The sequence below is a fragment of the Brevibacterium sp. genome, assembly GCF_052105255.1.
Classification (GTDB): domain Bacteria; phylum Actinomycetota; class Actinomycetes; order Actinomycetales; family Brevibacteriaceae; genus Brevibacterium; species Brevibacterium linens_B.
In genome coordinates this window covers 47,798-63,670 of sequence record NZ_JBQDYQ010000013.1, presented here as the reverse complement: position 1 = coordinate 63,670, position 15,873 = coordinate 47,798, and the positions used below count along the sequence as shown (strand labels likewise).

13 protein-coding genes and 2 tRNA genes are annotated in these 15,873 nt (G+C 66.5%); 7 read left to right on the top strand and 8 right to left on the bottom strand.

Annotated elements, in window-relative coordinates; all coding sequences use genetic code 11:
- Both ACTIIH_RS06035 and ACTIIH_RS06030 read left to right on the top strand, forming a co-directional pair.
- Positions 1 to 932: sodium:solute symporter family transporter (locus ACTIIH_RS06035; RefSeq protein ID WP_441451117.1), on the top strand; the 932-nt coding region annotated here is incomplete at its 5' end.
- A 17-nt stretch (positions 933 to 949) separates the two neighbouring features.
- On the top strand, positions 950 to 1,228 hold the full coding sequence (locus ACTIIH_RS06030; protein WP_441090705.1) for a hypothetical protein: 279 nt from the start codon (positions 950 to 952) through the stop codon (positions 1,226 to 1,228).
- Between the two features lie 402 nt (positions 1,229 to 1,630).
- Here the strand turns inward: ACTIIH_RS06030 and galK are convergent, their stop codons facing one another.
- Together galK and galT are read right to left on the bottom strand one after the other, a co-directional pair.
- The gene (galK, locus tag ACTIIH_RS06025) at positions 1,631 to 2,938 is read right to left on the bottom strand and encodes a galactokinase (RefSeq protein WP_441451116.1); all 1,308 of its coding nucleotides are present in this window, start codon (positions 2,936 to 2,938) and stop codon (positions 1,631 to 1,633) included.
- Positions 2,935 to 4,125, bottom strand: coding sequence for a galactose-1-phosphate uridylyltransferase (galT, locus tag ACTIIH_RS06020; protein ID WP_441451115.1), 1,191 nt, complete (start codon positions 4,123 to 4,125; stop codon positions 2,935 to 2,937). The genes galK and galT overlap by 4 nt, the downstream gene beginning before the upstream one ends.
- Before the next feature lie 120 nt (positions 4,126 to 4,245).
- Between galT and ACTIIH_RS06015 the strand changes: the two genes are divergently transcribed.
- A complete protein-coding gene (locus tag ACTIIH_RS06015) occupies positions 4,246 to 5,286 on the top strand; it encodes an aldose 1-epimerase family protein (RefSeq protein WP_441451114.1) in 1,041 nt (346 codons plus the stop codon).
- A gap of 164 nt (positions 5,287 to 5,450) precedes the next feature.
- Entirely contained in the window at positions 5,451 to 6,158 is a 708-nt protein-coding gene (locus ACTIIH_RS06010) for a DUF4282 domain-containing protein (RefSeq protein WP_441451113.1), read from the top strand.
- 163 nt (positions 6,159 to 6,321) lie between these two features.
- Here ACTIIH_RS06010 and ACTIIH_RS06005 read toward each other — a convergent pair.
- The 5 genes from ACTIIH_RS06005 to ACTIIH_RS05985 form a co-directional block, all read right to left on the bottom strand.
- Positions 6,322 to 6,394: transfer RNA gene (locus ACTIIH_RS06005), tRNA-Glu, on the bottom strand.
- Between the two features lie 37 nt (positions 6,395 to 6,431).
- Positions 6,432 to 6,503 (bottom strand) — tRNA-Gln (locus tag ACTIIH_RS06000).
- Positions 6,504 to 6,684: 181 nt separating this feature from the next.
- Positions 6,685 to 8,013, bottom strand: coding sequence for an alpha/beta fold hydrolase (locus ACTIIH_RS05995; RefSeq protein WP_441451112.1), 1,329 nt, complete (start codon positions 8,011 to 8,013; stop codon positions 6,685 to 6,687).
- Between the two features lie 2 nt (positions 8,014 to 8,015).
- Entirely contained in the window at positions 8,016 to 9,428 is a 1,413-nt protein-coding gene (gene gltX / locus ACTIIH_RS05990; protein ID WP_441451118.1) for a glutamate--tRNA ligase, read from the bottom strand.
- 106 nt (positions 9,429 to 9,534) lie between these two features.
- Positions 9,535 to 10,341, bottom strand: coding sequence for a fumarylacetoacetate hydrolase family protein (locus ACTIIH_RS05985; RefSeq protein WP_441090699.1), 807 nt, complete (start codon positions 10,339 to 10,341; stop codon positions 9,535 to 9,537).
- A 129-nt stretch (positions 10,342 to 10,470) separates the two neighbouring features.
- Here ACTIIH_RS05985 and hrpB point away from each other — a divergent pair, with 129 nt between their 5' ends.
- The 3 genes from hrpB (at position 10,471) to ACTIIH_RS05970 (ending at position 15,394) form a co-directional block, all read left to right on the top strand.
- Positions 10,471 to 13,242, top strand: a complete 2,772-nt coding sequence (gene hrpB / locus ACTIIH_RS05980) for an ATP-dependent helicase HrpB (RefSeq protein WP_441451111.1) — start codon at positions 10,471 to 10,473, stop codon at positions 13,240 to 13,242.
- A 37-nt stretch (positions 13,243 to 13,279) separates the two neighbouring features.
- The gene (locus tag ACTIIH_RS05975) at positions 13,280 to 14,254 is read left to right on the top strand and encodes a 3-methyladenine DNA glycosylase (RefSeq protein WP_441451110.1); all 975 of its coding nucleotides are present in this window, start codon (positions 13,280 to 13,282) and stop codon (positions 14,252 to 14,254) included.
- Between the two features lie 84 nt (positions 14,255 to 14,338).
- Entirely contained in the window at positions 14,339 to 15,394 is a 1,056-nt protein-coding gene (locus ACTIIH_RS05970; protein WP_441451109.1) for a zinc-binding dehydrogenase, read from the top strand.
- Between the two features lie 36 nt (positions 15,395 to 15,430).
- Here ACTIIH_RS05970 and ACTIIH_RS05965 read toward each other — a convergent pair whose 3' ends face one another.
- Complete coding sequence (locus tag ACTIIH_RS05965) at positions 15,431 to 15,865, bottom strand: HIT family protein (protein ID WP_441451108.1); 435 nt, start codon at positions 15,863 to 15,865, stop codon at positions 15,431 to 15,433.
- Positions 15,866 to 15,873 lie beyond the last annotated feature (8 nt).

Sequence of the window (15,873 nt, the reverse complement as noted above, 5' to 3'; positions counted from 1 at the left end):
TGCTGTCCTTCGGCTACTGGACGACGAACTTCGTCGAGGTCCAGCGCGCCATGGCCTCTAAGTCGATCAACGCAGCGCGCCTGACGCCGATCATCGGCGCGTTCCCGAAGATGCTTATCCCCTTCATCGTCGTCGTCCCCGGCATGATCGCCGCAGTGCTCGTGCCGCAGATGACGCAGTTCAAGGAGATCTCGGCCTCCATCGACGAGGCGACCGCGCTCGAACAGACGGGCGTGACGTACAACGATGCTCTCCTGCTGCTCATGCGCGAAGTCCTGCCCAACGGTCTCCTCGGTGTGGCGATCGCCGGCCTGCTCGCCGCGTTCATGGCCGGCATGGCCGCGAACATCTCCGCGTTCAACACCGTCTTCAGCTACGACCTGTGGCAGCAGTACGTGGTCAAGGACCGCGAGGACGACTACTACCTGAAGATCGGCCGGTGGGCGACGATCGGCGCCTGCGTCGTGGCGATCTTCACCGCTCTCATCGCAGGCAACTTCTCCAACCTCATGGACTACCTGCAGACGCTGTTCGGCTTCTTCAACGCCCCGCTGTTCGCCACGTTCATCCTCGGTATGTTCTGGAAGCGGATGTCGGCGACCGCCGGTTGGGTCGGCCTCGTCGGCGGCACGCTGTCTGCCGTGTTCGTGTTCATCCTCGCCGAAACCGGAGTCCTCGACCTGCCCGGCCAGGGTGCCGCATTCCTCGCGGCCAGCACGGCGTTCGTCGTCGACATCGTCCTGTCGGTGATCGTCACCCTGTTCACCACGCCGAAGCCGGCTGCGGAGCTGCGCGGACTCGTCTACTCGGAGACCCCGAAGTCCGACTTCGAGGACCTCGGTGAACCGAAGGCGCCGTTCTGGAAGCGCCCCGTGCCCGTCGCGGGTGTCGCCCTGGTGCTCGTCATCATCCTCAACGTGACATTCGGCTGAAGGAGCCCGTGATTCCCATGAGCAATTCTAACGAACAGACCAAGACCGCTGGCGCCTTCGACGTCCGCAACTTCATCGGAGCGCTGTTGGCGATCTTCGGCATCATCCTCACGATCGCCGGAATCGTCGGCTTCACTCCCGACGAAACCGAGCGCACCGGCGGGGTCGATGCGAACCTGTGGACCGGGATCGGTCTCATCATCGCCGCGGCCGTCTTCCTCATCTGGGCGCGGATGCGTCCGCTCCGCATCGTCGAGACACCCGACGACGCCGCAGGCGCGGCTGGCACCGACTGACACCCGCCCTCTCCTTTTGAGGTCGGAACACACCTGCGACGTCGCGGGCCTCCGCGGGTTCGTCGCCGAGGATCTTCGCACCTTCGACCATGAAGTCCGCCACCGAGTCGACGTCTGTCCAGTCCGGCTGCGGTCGGGCGAAGAGCGGGCCCATCGTGGCCTGATCATGATCCGGCAGATCGTCGTCGACGGGCCCGGGTGCTACCGGTCGGGTGCCGATGAGAGTGAGTGCCGAGAACGCATCCGGATGGTCGAGAGCCGCCGTTGACGTCGCAGTTATCCACGCCGCTCCCCCACCCCTCCGAGTCCATCCTCACCTGAGGTTCCAGCATGAACCGTGGAGGTTCTCGTGGTCAACGCCTGCCCGGACCACGACAGCCAGCGGCCCCGAAGGATCATCGCTCAGTCGAAACGGGCAGCGCCCCGACCCGCGCTGACGGCGAAGATGTCCGGCGTCCGGTAGCCGTGTTCGGCGAATGCTGCGGTGACGGCGTCGCCGACTGCGTCGACCCGGTCCGCGTGGATGAGCGCGATCGCCGAACCGCCGAAGCCGCCGCCGATCATCCGCGCCCCGATCGCCCCCGCTCCCATCGCGGCCGCCACCGCCACATCGAGTTCGACACAGGAGACCTCATAGTCGTGTGCGAGGGATTCGTGGGAGGCCACCAGCAGGTCGCCGAGGGCACGGATGCGCGCGTCATGTTCGTCGCCGGTTGATCGCTCGTTGTCCTCGAGCAGTTCGACGGTGGATCGGACTCGCGCGTTTTCGGCGATGACGTGTCGCACGCGCTTGCGCTGCTCCTCGGTCAGCTCGCTCAGGTCGACATCGTCGGCGAGTTCCCGCAGGCTGTCGACGCCGAAAATCGCGGCGGACTCCTCACAGGTCTTCCGCCGGGCGCCGTACCCGCTTTCGCTGTGCGAGTGCGAGACCTTCGAGTCGATGACGAGGAGTCGCAGCCCCTCGGCGTCGAGGTCGAAGGGAATCTGGCGAGCGCTGAGGTCACGGCAGTCGAGGAAGAGCGCATGCCCGGCCTCGGTCATGATCGACGCAGCTTGGTCGACGATTCCTGTCGGCGCACCGACGAAGTCGTTTTCGGCTCGCTGTGTCAGCAGGACTTTCTCTCGGTCGTCGAGACCGAGGCCGAACACCTCGTCGAGGGCGATGAGCACCGCGACTTCGAGTGCGTGCGATGACGACAGTCCGGCACCGACGGGCACGGTGGATTCGATATAGAGGTCGACTCCGCCGACGATCGTGCCCGTGGTCTTCGCGATCTCGTCGACGACGCCCGCGGGGTGGCTCAGCCAGCCGGGCAGGGCACCGGGCGCGAGGTCAGCGGCCGCGAACTGGCCGGACAGACGCTGGCCGGTGTCATCGCGATGGTCGGAGACGATGCGGATGCTCTCCCCGCGCCGAGGCGGCTCCACGGTTCCCGTGTCCTCTATTGCCTCGGCGCGCCGCCCGGCCACGTCCACGCCTCGCCCGTCAGCACCGTTGGCGGGTCGCCGGCCGATGGCGACGTACACGGCCCGGTCGATGGCGATGGGCAGGACGAAGCCCAAGTTGTAATCGGTGTGTTCGCCGATGACGTTCACCCGCCCGGGTGCACGGAAGGATCCGAGCGGCCGGTACCCGAACAGGGCCTCGAACTCCTCGGCGAGGTGCTCGGGGGTCGGCGCGGCCACCGTCCTCGACGTCTCGGCGTTCATCGACCGGCCTCCGCCTCGGCGAGGGAATCCGCGGGTCCGGAGAGGGGTCCCGGGGGCACCGCGCGCAGCCTGGCTGCGGTCTCCTCGGCGGAGACGTCGCCGACGAAGGCACCCATCGCTGCCTCCGAACCGGCGAGGAACTTCAGCTTGTTCTCAGCCCTCCGCGGGCTCGTGATCTCGAGGTGGAGCCATTCGGCCAGGCGGTCGGCACTGTTGACCGGTGCCTGGTGCCAGGCCGCAATATACGGTGTGGGGCTCGGGTAGAGTCCGTCGATGCGTCTCAGCACCTCCGGATAGACGCGCGCCAGGTCGTCGCGTTCGGTCTCGTCGAGCTCGTCGACGCTTCCCACCTGGCGGTGCGGAACGACGTGGACTTCGATCGGCCAGCGGGCCGCGAAGGGCACGAAGGCCGAGAAGTGATCGGTCTCAAGAATCATCCGCTCCCCCGCCTCGCGTTCGAAGGCGAGCACATCGCCGAGCAGCGGTCGCCCGGTCCGGCGCAGGTGGTCATGCGCCCGCGCCGAGGTGATCGCGGTGTGCGGGGTGACATAGGGGTAAGCATAGATCTGTCCGTGCGGATGATTCATCGTCACCCCGATCTCCTCCCCGCGGTTCTCGAACATGAAGACCTGCTCGATGCCCGGCAGGGCAGAGAGTTCGCCGGTCCTGTCGGCCCAGGCGTCGATGACGGTGCGGGCACGTGCGGTGCCGAGTCCTGCGAAGGAGCCGGTGTGCTCCGAGGAGAAGACGACGACTTCGCAGCGTCCGTACCCCGGTCCCGACAGCGCAGAGGTCACGGTATCGGCGGAAGCGGCGGCCGCCTCGGCGAAAGTGGTGTCCACCTCCTGAGGGGACGGAACATCACCGAGGCCAGGCCCGAGGGAAGGGAAGCGGTTCTCGAAGACGGCGACGTCGAAGTCCGCGGCCGGGATCTCCGTGGGACGGTCGGGCGTCGACGGGCACAGCGGACAATCGGCGGCGGCGGGCAGGTGGGTGCGGGTCTGCCGGTGCGTGGCCACGGCGACCCATTCTCCGGTGAGGACGTCGAAGCGCAGGGTGCCGCTGTCGGGTCGCGAATCGTTCGGCCGGGGGTCAGCGACAAGCGTCGGCGCAGGTGAGTCGGGGTCCCGGAAGAACAGGATCTCACGACCATCGGACAGGTTCGCCTTTTGATGCGACGCCGGCATCAGACCTCCCAAAAGTTATCATTTTCGATCATAATGCTAACATCTGCCGACTCGGTTGGGCGCGGGCGGCGTACAATAACTGCAACCGCACCTCCCGCACTCGAGCCCCTTCGGAGACCTATGGCCGCCACCATCGAACTCGCCTGTGGCGAGTCAACGGCGGTCATCTCCCCCATCGGCGCGAGCCTGGTTCGCTTCAGCGTCGGCGATCGGCCGGTCGTGGTGCCGATGAATGCCTTCGACGGGGCCGTGCTCGCGCCCTGGCCGAATCGGATCGATGCCGGCCGTTTCGACTTCGCCGGCGACAGCCACTTGCTGCCGATCACCGAGCCCGAGAGGGATACTGCTCTGCACGGCCTCGTCGCCGACGTCGAATGGTCCGCGGTCGAGCGCACCGAGTCGACGGTCAGTCTCGAATACTCGCTGGAGCCGACAGAGGGGTATCCTTTCGCGTTCGATCTGCGGGTGGATGTCGAACTCGCCGAGGCGGAGCTGCGCATGGGCGCACGTGCCCTGAACACGGGGACGGCTCCTGCGCCGTTCGGTTTCGGATTTCATCCGTGGCTCTCGGCAGGGAATGGTGAGCTCGTCGACGAGGGTCAACTCGTCATTCCCGCTGCGCAGTGGTATGAGACCGACGAGCGGCTCATTCCCACGGCAGTTCGCCCCTTCGATGACGGCACCGCGGTCCCGGCCGACCACGTCTCCGATGATTCCGCGTGCATGGTGTGCAAGGACTTCCGTGCGCTGCGCCTCATCGGCGGAACGATCCTCGATGATGCGTACGGCTTGCCTCGGCGCGGGGACGATGGGTGGTCTCGAGCACGGCTGAAGGGTGCCGATCTGCGCGAGGTCGTCGTCGGGATGGGTCCCGGTTTCCGCACCTGGCAGGCGTGCACGGGCGACGGCCTGGATGAGGATCTGGCTCGTCGGGCGATTGCCATCGAGCCGATGACGTGCCCTCCGAATGCGTTCGCCGCCGGCGAGGACTTCGACGTCATCGCCCCCGGTGACGAGCTTGCCGTCGAGTGGAGCATCGCTTTGACCGGGGTCGACGACGGGATTGCCGATTCGGCTTCGTCCGTTTCCGACAATGCTCCCGCTGGCTCAGAGGACGCTTCGTCCGACCTCGCGGATGCTCCTACTGACTCCAACACCTAGCACCTCCCACCTCAGCCTGTGGCTCCGGGCCTAGTCAGCACTTCGTACTTCCTCCCAGAATTACAGTCACCCTGCCGCGAGTCAGTGAATCCTGATAGGTTGCGATGACAGGCAGATATCAGGCGAGCGCACCCAGAGTGCGTTCCATTCTCGAGAGGGACACCATGTCGACACCGCAGAACCCGAACGACCCGAACAGCAACTCGGCTGAGCAGAACCTCGACGGCCAGAACCCCGGCGCGGGAGACCAGCCTGAGAACGCCCAGCCCGACCAGCTAGGCCAGGACCATCAGACAGCGCAACAGGGTCAGAACGCACAGTTCCAGCCCGACCAGCCCACCTATCAGCAGGGCACCTACGATCCCAACGCCTATCAGGCACAGGGTCAGCAGTACCAGCAGGGCGGGTATTCGCAGCCAGGCGCGTATCAGCAGGATCCCTACCAGCAGGGCGCCTACTCGCAGGGAGCGGCACAGCAGCAGGCCTACGGCCAGCCAGCGTATGGTCAGGCTTCGCAGTCGACACCCCAGCAGGCCGGGTTCTTCAGGTCGCTGTTCGACATCCGCTTCGACAACTTCATCGCAGTCAAGTGGGCAGGCTTCATCTACATCATCGCGATCGTGGTCGCGGTCCTGTCCTACCTCGGGACCATCATCGCCGGCATCAGCACGGGAATCGCAGCAGGTACGGCCTCGGCATATATGACCGGCGGCCCGAGCTTCAGCATCTGGCCGCTGCTGATCGCCATCATCTTCGGCTGGATCATTCCGACGCTGTGGGTCATCGGCGTCCGTCTCGTGCTCGAGCTCATCGTCTCCAACATCAAGACTGCCGAACATACGAAGCGCATCGCCGATTCAATCAGCCGCTGACGCGGTGCGCCCTGTATTTCTGGCGCAGGAGCGGCTTCAATGTGCAGAAGTGGTGATCTCAATCAGTGCATATGAATCTTGAACCCGCGGATGCTGACACGGTGCATGAAAGCCCGTGAATTAGAGTGAGCCCCGCACCGAAATTCGATGCGGGGCTCAACCGTACCCCCGAGCAGATTCGAACTGCCGTTACCGCCTTGAGAGGGCGGCGTCCTAGGCCACTAGACGACGGGGGCCAGAACAACACTCCTGGACTGATCCAGACTGTGTCCGCTGGGCTACCAGGACTCGAACCTAGACTAAGTGAACCAGAATCACTCGTGCTGCCAATTACACCATAGCCCAATGTTTTTCAAGGTCATTCCCGAGGAGATTTCCCTGAGCAACGAGATATAACTCTACACAAGCACCCCGCCTCCGGACAAATCTCAGAGGGTCATTTTCAGTGTGACCTTCTTAACACATCACGCTCATCGCAATCGGTCTGCCGGCAGGCTCAACTCTCCCCTGCCGCCGGGCCCCGGCCTCAGCCGCGGGCGAGGGCGATGAGCCGGTCGAGGACTCGGTAGCCGTCGGCGCGCAGCCCGTTGTGTTCGTACTCGTTCGTCACCCACGGCTGCACTCCGGACAGGTGCTCGGCCGTGGCCAGCGAATATTCCACCGGCACGTAGGCGTCGTCGAAGTAGACTGCCGCAGCACCGCGCACCGCGGCGGCCCGCAGGGCGTCGACATCGTAGAGACTGGGCCACTGACGTGCAGCGACGAGCTCGGCCACCTCGGCGAAGGGGGCGAGTTCCGGGTCTTCGTGCAGCGACTCCGGCCCGGCGTGTTCGCCGGCCAGCAGGGTCGGGTCCTTGACCACGGCATCGGGCATCGCTCGCCTGGCCGCCCAATTCGTCACTGTGCCGTCGGCCCAGCAGGATTCGTGGATGACGGCATAGAGCGGATTGCGCCCCGAGAACGGCAGCGACGCGGCGAGGTCGTGCCGGAATGCTGCCGAATTGAAGTCGAGGTCGAGCAGATAGTGCAGCTTCTCCGGGCCATCGGAGGCACCGAGGAAGTGCCCGAGCAGACGGATCCGCTCCGGAGTCGCACGCGCACCCCCGGGCAGGGCGAGCCCGCCCCCGACGGATGCGAGCTCGACGAGACTGCGCATCTTCTCACGGTCACCGGGGAATGCCGCATAGTGCTGCTCGGACTTGCGGATCATGCCCTCCCACGTGCGTCCGTAGACGGTCGCCGGGTCGAGGCCGATCGCCGGCAGACCGCCGGTGAAGTACACCTCGTGAAGGGCATTCGAATGCGCGGAGATATAGCGCAGAGTCGTGAATCCGCCGAAGGACTGCCCCAGCAGGGACCAGGTGTCCGCGCCGAGGTGGGCGCGCAGGATCTCCGCGTCCTCGACGATCGAATCGGCGCGGAAGAACGACAGCGCCTCGGCGATCGCGGTCGTGTCCTCCCCCACTGTCTCAAGGCCGGTGATGGCCCCATCGACAGAGCCGATCGGGTTCGATCGTCCGGTTCCGCGCTGGTCGAGCATGACGACCTGGAACTCCTCGAGCGCCCGCTTCACCCAGCCGCTGGGTCCGCCGGCGATGCCCGGGCGCGGGGCTTCCACTCCGGGCCCGCCCTGCAGGTACACGAGGTAGGGTTTCCGGCTGTCCGCCTCGGTGGCGATGATCCGGGCGAACACGTCCACCGTGTCCGGCAGGTTCACCGTCGCCGAGGCGGCTGACGCGGCGTTCTCCCCCGCCGAGGCGGCGTCCCCGGCCCGTCCGAAATGGTCGAAGGGCACGGTGACCGTCACGTCACGGAAGTGCAGTCCCCCACGCGTCCAGTTCTTCTGCTCGACCATGGTCACAGCTGCGCCGCGAGTGCCTTGAGGCGGGTCAGCGAGGAGTCCTTGCCGAGGATCTCCATCGACTCGAACAGCGGCGGGGAGACCTTGCGTCCGGACACGGCCACCCGCAGCGGGCCGTAGGCCAGGCGCGGTTTGATCTCCATCTCGTCGACGAGCTTGGCTGAGAGCACCTCTTCGAGCTTGGACGTCGTCCACTCGTCGAGGCCGTCGAGGACCTCGATGGAGGCGGCGAGCACCTCGGGGGCGGAGTCCTTGAGCGTCTTCAGCCCGTCTTCGGCCATGGTCAGGTCGTCGTCGGAGGTGAAGAGGAACGCGAGCAGATCGGGAGCTTCGCCGAGCAGCTTCATGCGGGTCTGCACGAGCGGTGCCGCTTGGTCGAGGACCTGCAGCTGAGCATCCGTCGGGGACTCCGGGAGCACCTCGGCTGCCTGGAGGTAGGGCACCAGACGGTCACGGAAGTCACCCGGCTCGAGGAGGCGGATGTGGTCGGCGTTGATGGCGGTGGCCTTCTTCACGTCGAAGCGGGCCGGGTTGGGCAGGACATCGTGGATGTCGAAGGCCTCGGTGAATTCCTTGACGCTGAACACGTCGCGGTCGGGTCCGATGGACCAGCCGAGCAGCGCGAGGTAGTTGATGAGCCCCTCGGGGATGAATCCGTTTTCGCGGTGGAGGAACAGGTTCGATTCGGGATCGCGCTTCGACAGCTTCTTATTGCCTTCGCCCATGACGTAGGGCAGGTGGCCGAATTCGGGGGTCGCCTCGGCGATGCCGATGGCCTTGAGGTGTTCGTAGAGAGCGATCTGGCGCGGGGTCGAGGACAGGAGGTCCTCGCCGCGGAGCACATGGGTGATGCCCATGAGCGCGTCGTCGACGGGGTTGACCAGGGTGTACAGGGGCTGGCCGTTCGCGCGGACGACGACGAAGTCGGGAACGGTGCCGGCCTTGAAGGTGATGTCGCCGCGGACGAGGTCGGTGAAGGTGATGTCCTCATCGGGCATGCGCACGCGCCACACGGGTTCGCGGCCCTCGGCGCGGAAGGCGGCCTTCTGCTCGTCGGTGAGGTCGCGGTCGTATCCGTCATAGCCGAGTTTCGGGTCACGGCCTGCCGCCTTGTGACGGGCTTCGACTTCCTCGTTGGTCGAGTAGGACTCATAGATGTGGCCGCCGGCCTTGAGCTTCTCGATGACCTCGGCGTAGATCTCGCCGCGCTGCGACTGGCGGTAGGGTCCGTTGACGCCGCCGACCTCGATGCCTTCGTCCCAATCCAGGCCCAGCCATTTGAGGGCCTCGACGACCTGTCCGAAGCTCTCTTCGGAGTCACGTGCTGCGTCGGTGTCTTCGATGCGGAAGACGAACTTGCCGCCGGTGTGCTTGGCGTAGGCCCAATTGAACAGGGCTGTGCGGACCATGCCGACGTGCGGGGTGCCGGTGGGTGATGGGCAGAAACGAACTGTGACGCTCACGATTGTCCTTTGCGTGATCTTCTCGGGTGTGAGTCTGTGGTGTGCGCGGTGCTTACGCGTCCATGACGGGGTTCGACAGGACGCCGAGCCCGTCGATGGCGATGTCGACGCGGTTGCCTGACACGATCTGGCCGACGCCGGCCGGGGTGCCGGTGAGGATGACATCGCCGGGCAGAAGGGTGATCGTCTCGGACAGGTGCTCGATGAGGGTCGGGATGTCGAAGATGAAGTCGGCGGTGGTCCCGTCCTGCTTGATGTCTCCGTCGACCCAGGAGCGGATGTTCAGGTCGTCGACGTCGAGTTCGGTTTCGATCCACGGGCCCAGCGGGCAGGAGGTGTCGAAGCCCTTCGCCCGCGTCCACTGCTTGTCGGCCTTCTGGATGTCGCGCAGGGTGACATCGTTTCCGGCGGTATAGCCGAGGACGTGGTCGTTGGCGTTCTCGGCCTTCACACCTTTGGCCACCCGGCCGATGATGACGGCGAGCTCGGCCTCATAGCTCACGTATTCGCTGATGGCGGGCAGGCGGATGGGGTCGCCGGGGCCGATGACCGCGGTGTTCGGCTTGAAGAAGGTCAGGGGGGACACCGGCACCTCATTGCCGAGCTCGGCGGCGTGGTCGGCGAAGTTGCGGCCGACGCCGATGACCTTCGACCGCGGCAGGATGGGGCTGACCAGACGCACATCGTCGATCTTCAGCCTCTCCCCTGTCGATTGGGCCGGAGAGAAGAATGGGTCGGAGTCGAGAACGGCGAGTTCGAGACCCGACGTGTCCCAGCTGCCGTCGATGATCGGCGGGACTTCACCTTCGACGACTCCGTATTTGGGCTCGTCCTGATGGACAAATCTGGCGATACGCATGTGCCCCAGTCTAGTCAGTGCCTGGTGCCTTCCGCGCGTCGGTGCACCTCGAACCGTGATCGGGTCCCGGCAGATCCTCAGGCGGCGTCCCATGTGCGGGCCTGACCGCACTGCTGAGAGACTGGTGTCATGCCCGATCCGCACGACCCGCACACCTTCGATCTTGCCCGCGTCGGGGCCGGATTGCCCGCCGCCGCGCTCATCGAAGAGCTGAGCCTCGTCGAGGCGGCCCCCTTCCCGCGAGTGGTCGTGGAGGCTCCTCCCGGAACCGGTAAGACGACCGTGGTGCCGCCGATGATCGCCGAGCACGTGGCCTGGTTCTCCGAAGGTTCGGCTGGTGCCGAACTCCCGGGCCGCATCATCGTCACCCAACCGCGGCGGATGGCTGCCCGCGCCGCGGCCAGGCGGCTCGCATCGTTGACGGGGACCCGCCTCGGCGAGGTGGTGGGTTTCACCGTCCGCCGTGAGTCGCGGACAACAACCGCGACGCGCATCGAATTCGTCACCACGGGTGTGCTCCTGTCACGGCTGCTGCGCGATCCGGAACTGACCGGCGTCGCGGCAGTGATCCTCGATGAGGTGCATGAGCGGCAGTTGGATACGGATCTCGCGTTCGCGATGTGCCGGGAGTTGGCAGATCTGCGTGAGGACCTCGCTGTGGTCATCATGTCTGCGACCTTGGATGCGCGACTGTGGGCTGCGCGCCTCGGGGACGGGCCGCAGGCACCGGCGACTCTGCTGTCGGTGGCCGCCGAGACTCATCCCTTGGAGATCCGGTGGGCACCGGCGAAGGAACGGCCACTCGATGCGCGAGGCGTGACCTGGGATTTCCTTGATCATCTGGCGGCTACGACGGTGCGCGCGGTCGAGGAGAACGCCACCGGGGACGTACTCGCCTTCGCTCCCGGTGCACGTGAGGTCGACGAGGTGGCCTCCCGGGTGCGACGTCGAGTGGAGTCAGGCGGCCGGTCGGGTGCCGGTCTCGGTTCGGATTCTGCTGCGATCGAGGTGCACACTCTCACGGGCCGAACGCCTGCGAAGGAGCAGGATGCGATCCTGCGCCCGATCGATCCGGGCTCGGCCGGCGTGGGGCGGAACCGGCGGGTCATCGTCTCGACGTCGGTGGCCGAATCGGCGCTGACGATCCACGGAGTGCGCATCGTCGTCGATTCCGGGCTCTCCCGGGGGCCGCGCTTGGATACACGGCGGCGCATGTCGGGGCTGGTGACGATGCGCGAGTCGAAGGCTTCGGGCACGCAGCGTTCCGGCCGTGCCGCTCGGCAGGGACCGGGTGTTGCGTATCGCTGCATGTCAGAGTCCGATTGGGCGAGTCTGCCCGAGCACACTCCACCCGAAATCGCGACCTCCGATCTCACCTCCGCCGTGCTCGCGCTCGCCGTGTGGGGCGGCGACGAGGACCTGCTGCCCGAGCCGCTGCCGGCCGGACCGAAGCGGCAGGCGATCGACAACCTGGTCGCGTTGGGAGCCGTGGAGGCAGATCACGTCACGCAGACGGGGCGGGCGATCGCGGCGATTCCCGCCTCGGTGTGGTCAGCACGTGGTCTCCTCGACGGGGCAGCGCTGCTCGATCCTGCTCGTGCGGCCGAGGCGATCGCCGTCATCGAGTCCGATCAGCGGGCTCCCGGCGCCGATCTCTCCGCGCTGCTGCGGCACCTGCGACGCAGCAAGGACACCCGCTTCGCTCAGGACCGCAGACGGTTCGCGTCGATCGCCCGCGAGTTCGCCTCGAGCGGCGATGGCGGCGACACGGGAGACGACGGCAGGGCCGGTGGAATCGCCGACCGAGGCGAGCTCACCCGCGTTTCCGGCACATCCCTGACACCCGAGGACCTCGGACTCGTCACGGCGCTGTCGTATCCCCTGCAGATCGCACGGCTGCGCAGCGCCTCCGATTCCGAATACCTGCTCGCCTCAGGCACGGCGGCGAGCCTGCCCCGAGACTCCTCACTGCAGGGCAGCCCATGGTTGGCCATCGCCGAGGTGGGCCTGGCCGGATCGCGTGCGATCATCCGATCTGCCGTGTCCATCGACGTCGACACCGCGGAACTCGCCGGAGCCGGACTGCTGCACACGGTGGAGACCGCAACATTCGAGTCCGGGAGAGTCCGCGCGGTTCGGCGCAGCCGCCTCGGCGGGATCGAACTGACGTCCACCCCGATCCAGGCCGGCCCCGAACTCGCCCGCCGTGCCATCGCCGCATCGGTGCGTGAACGAGGTGCCCGCGAGGTTCTGCGTCCCTCCGAGGCTTTCGAGTCGCTGCGCGCCCGGCTCGGACTGCTCCGCGCGATCTACGGGGGCCCATGGCCGGAGGTGACGTGGGAGCACCTGTCCGCCACGCTCGATCAGTGGTGTCCTGATGCACCCGACCGCATCGCGAAGGGCTCCGATCCTGCCCGCGTGGACCTCGTCTCCGCCCTGCGCGGCCTGCTGCCGTGGCCCGAGGCTGTCCGGCTCGACGAGCTTGTGCCGACCCATATCGAGGTGCCCAGTGGGTCACACGTCCGCCTCGAGTACTCAGACCCTGATCTCATCGAGCCGCGGGCCGCGACCGGAGCGGACGACGAATCCCGAGCGGACGATGAGTCTGCGGCCGCATCCCAGCGCACTGAGATCCCGAGCCCGATCCTCGCGGTCAAACTCCAGGAGTGCTTCGGCTGGACCGACGTGCCGCGCATCTGCGACGGACGGGTTCCGGTCACCATGCATCTGCTTTCCCCGGCGCGCAGGCCCCTGGCCGTGACGACCGATCTCGCATCGTTCTGGGCGAACGCGTATGCCCATGTCAGAGCCGAGAACCGGGGTCGTTACCCGAAGCACCCGTGGCCGGAGGATCCACTGAACGCGCCGGCCGCGAGAGGCACGAAGCGCTCGGGCCGCTGAGCTGGAGCCCGATTCGGCCGTCTGGGACAATGGTGCGGTGACCTCCGCACTCTCGACCACGACTCCCGCCCCATCCACGGCGGCGACCGAGCGCACCGACGCGTCGTCGGGCCGCCTCGGTGCTGGCGTCGTCCCTGCCACAGTGTGGGTGTGGCGGGAATTGCGGGACAGTCACGAAACGGCGATCGCGCGGCGCACCGACGCACATATCGAACGGCGGATGCGACAGGAGACCCACCCGGTCGAGGACTTCCTCTTCACCTACTACCCGTTCAAGGTCGGGCAGCTGAAGAAGTGGCATCCCGGACCGGGGGTGCGCGTCGCGCTTGAGACGGCCGAAGATCGTCGGTATTTCGACCGTCGGTGGTATCGCATCGACGATGCGCAGAATTTCGCCGAGGTGGACCTCGAGTCCTGGCGCACCGACCGTGGGGACGGGGCGAAGTTCATCGCCTCCCTGCTGGCGTCGACATTGGGTCGGGAAGCGAACTTCGGGTGCTTCGGCATCCACGAATGGGCGATGGTCTACGGTCTCACCGACGAGCAGCGTCGCCATCAGCAGGTGCCGCTGCGGCTGAGCCACGCCGAGACCGATGCGGTGGTCGAAGGCCACCGCATCCAGTGTTCGCATCATGATGCGTTCCGTTTCTTCACCGCACCCGCCCGGCCGCTCAACACCTTGCAGCCGGACCGCGAGGGCATGATCGCCAACGAGCAGCCAGGGTGTCTGCACGCTGGGATGGATCTGTACAAATGGGCGATGAAGATCTCGCCGATCGCTGATTCGGACCTCGTCGTCGACTGCTTCGATCTCGCCCTCGATATCCGCACTCTGGACATGGAGGCCTCCCCCTATGACCTGCGCGGATGGGGCTACGGGGTCGTCGCGATCGAGACCGCCGCGGGCAAGGCCGAGTACATGGAGCGGCAACGCGCGTTTTCGGTCCGGGCGCAGGCGCTGCGGGCTCGGCTGCTCGATGCTTTGGCGGTCGCGGGAGTTCATCCACGCTGAGGTGTCGGCGGCACCCTATCATTTTGGCCGCCACAGAGCGGACACACTCGGTTCCCGCCGGGCACGCGCCCTATGATCGACGGTATGCGTGCCATCGTCTTCGATCAGTTCTCCGTCCGCCCCCAGCTTCAGGAGTTTCCCGCCCCCACGGCACCCGATGCCGGCGTCGTCATCGACGTCGAAGCCACCGGGGTGTGCCGCAGCGACCATCACGCTTGGGCCGGCCACGATGCGACGATCACCCTGCCCCACGTACCCGGGCATGAGCTGGTCGGTCGGGTCGCCTCGGTGGGTGGTGACGTGCGGGAATTCCATGTCGGCCAGCGAGTGACCGTTCCTTTTGTGTGCGGGTGCGGGAGCTGCCGGTGGTGCGTTTCCGGCAATGCGCAGGTGTGCCCCGATCAGACGCAGCCGGGATTCACGCATTTCGGGTCATGGGCGGATCAGGTCGTCATCCACAATGCCGATGCCAACCTCGTGGCCGTGCCCGAGGACCTGCCAGCCCCAGCCGTCGTCGGGCTCGGGTGTCGATTCGCCACGGCCTTCCATGGTCTGCGCGTGCGAGCTCGCCTTGCCGCGGACGAGACTGTCGCCGTCTTCGGCTGCGGCGGGGTGGGACTGTCGACGATCATGATCGCACGGGCTCTCGACGCGAAGGTGGTCGCCATCGACGTCAGCGATGCGGCCTTGGAATCCGCCCGTGAGTTCGGCGCCGCGCGGACCATCAACGCTCGCGATCTCAGTCCCGAGGAGCTGAGCGCCGAGGTGGTCGCGCAGTTCGCGTCGACCGATCCTGACGGGGTGGCCGTGACCGTCGATGCGCTGGGCCGGGAGGACACGATCCGGGCGGCGATCAGAGCTCTGGCGCCCTTGGGCCGGCACGTGCAGATCGGTCTGCTGCCCGACCAACCGATCGTCGATGTGCCGCGCGTGATCGCTCTCGAGCTCAGCGTGCTCGGCTCGCACGGAATGGCTGCGGCCGAGTACCCAGAGCTCGTGGACCTCGTCGTTCAGGGACGATTGCGACCGCAGGACCTCGTCAGCACTGTCATCGGCCTCGACGAGGCGCCCGCGGCGATGGAGGCGATGGGGTCACCCTCCGCCTCGGCGGGGATGACGGTCATCGACCTGGGCAGGTAAGTCGGCCGGTGGGTCGGCGGCGATCACGGCAATGCCTCACTGCGCGTCGAGCGACTCCCGCATGCTCGCGGCCAGGGATCCGATGAGCTCCTGATTCCCGCGGATGCCGGGTTCGAACGGCAGCCGCAGGCGGTCCTTGTCCTTGTCCCGGTAGCGCGGAATGACGTGCATATGGAAGTGGAAGACCGTCTGCCACGCATCGTCACCGCAGCAGTTGAGGAGATTGACGCCATCGGCTCCCCACGCGTCGAACGCGTGCTTGGCGATGCGCTGGGATTCGAGCGCCACCGCAGACAGATCCTCGGCCGGGATGTCCCTCAGGTCCGTGCTGTGACGTTTCGGCACGACGAGCAGATGCCCGTGAGACCCGGGTTGGATGTCCATGAACGCGAAGGTCGATTCGGTCTCGGCGATCGGCGCACTCGGTGCTTCACCTGCGACGATCTGGCAGAAGATGCAGTCGCTGCTCATGAGTTCCG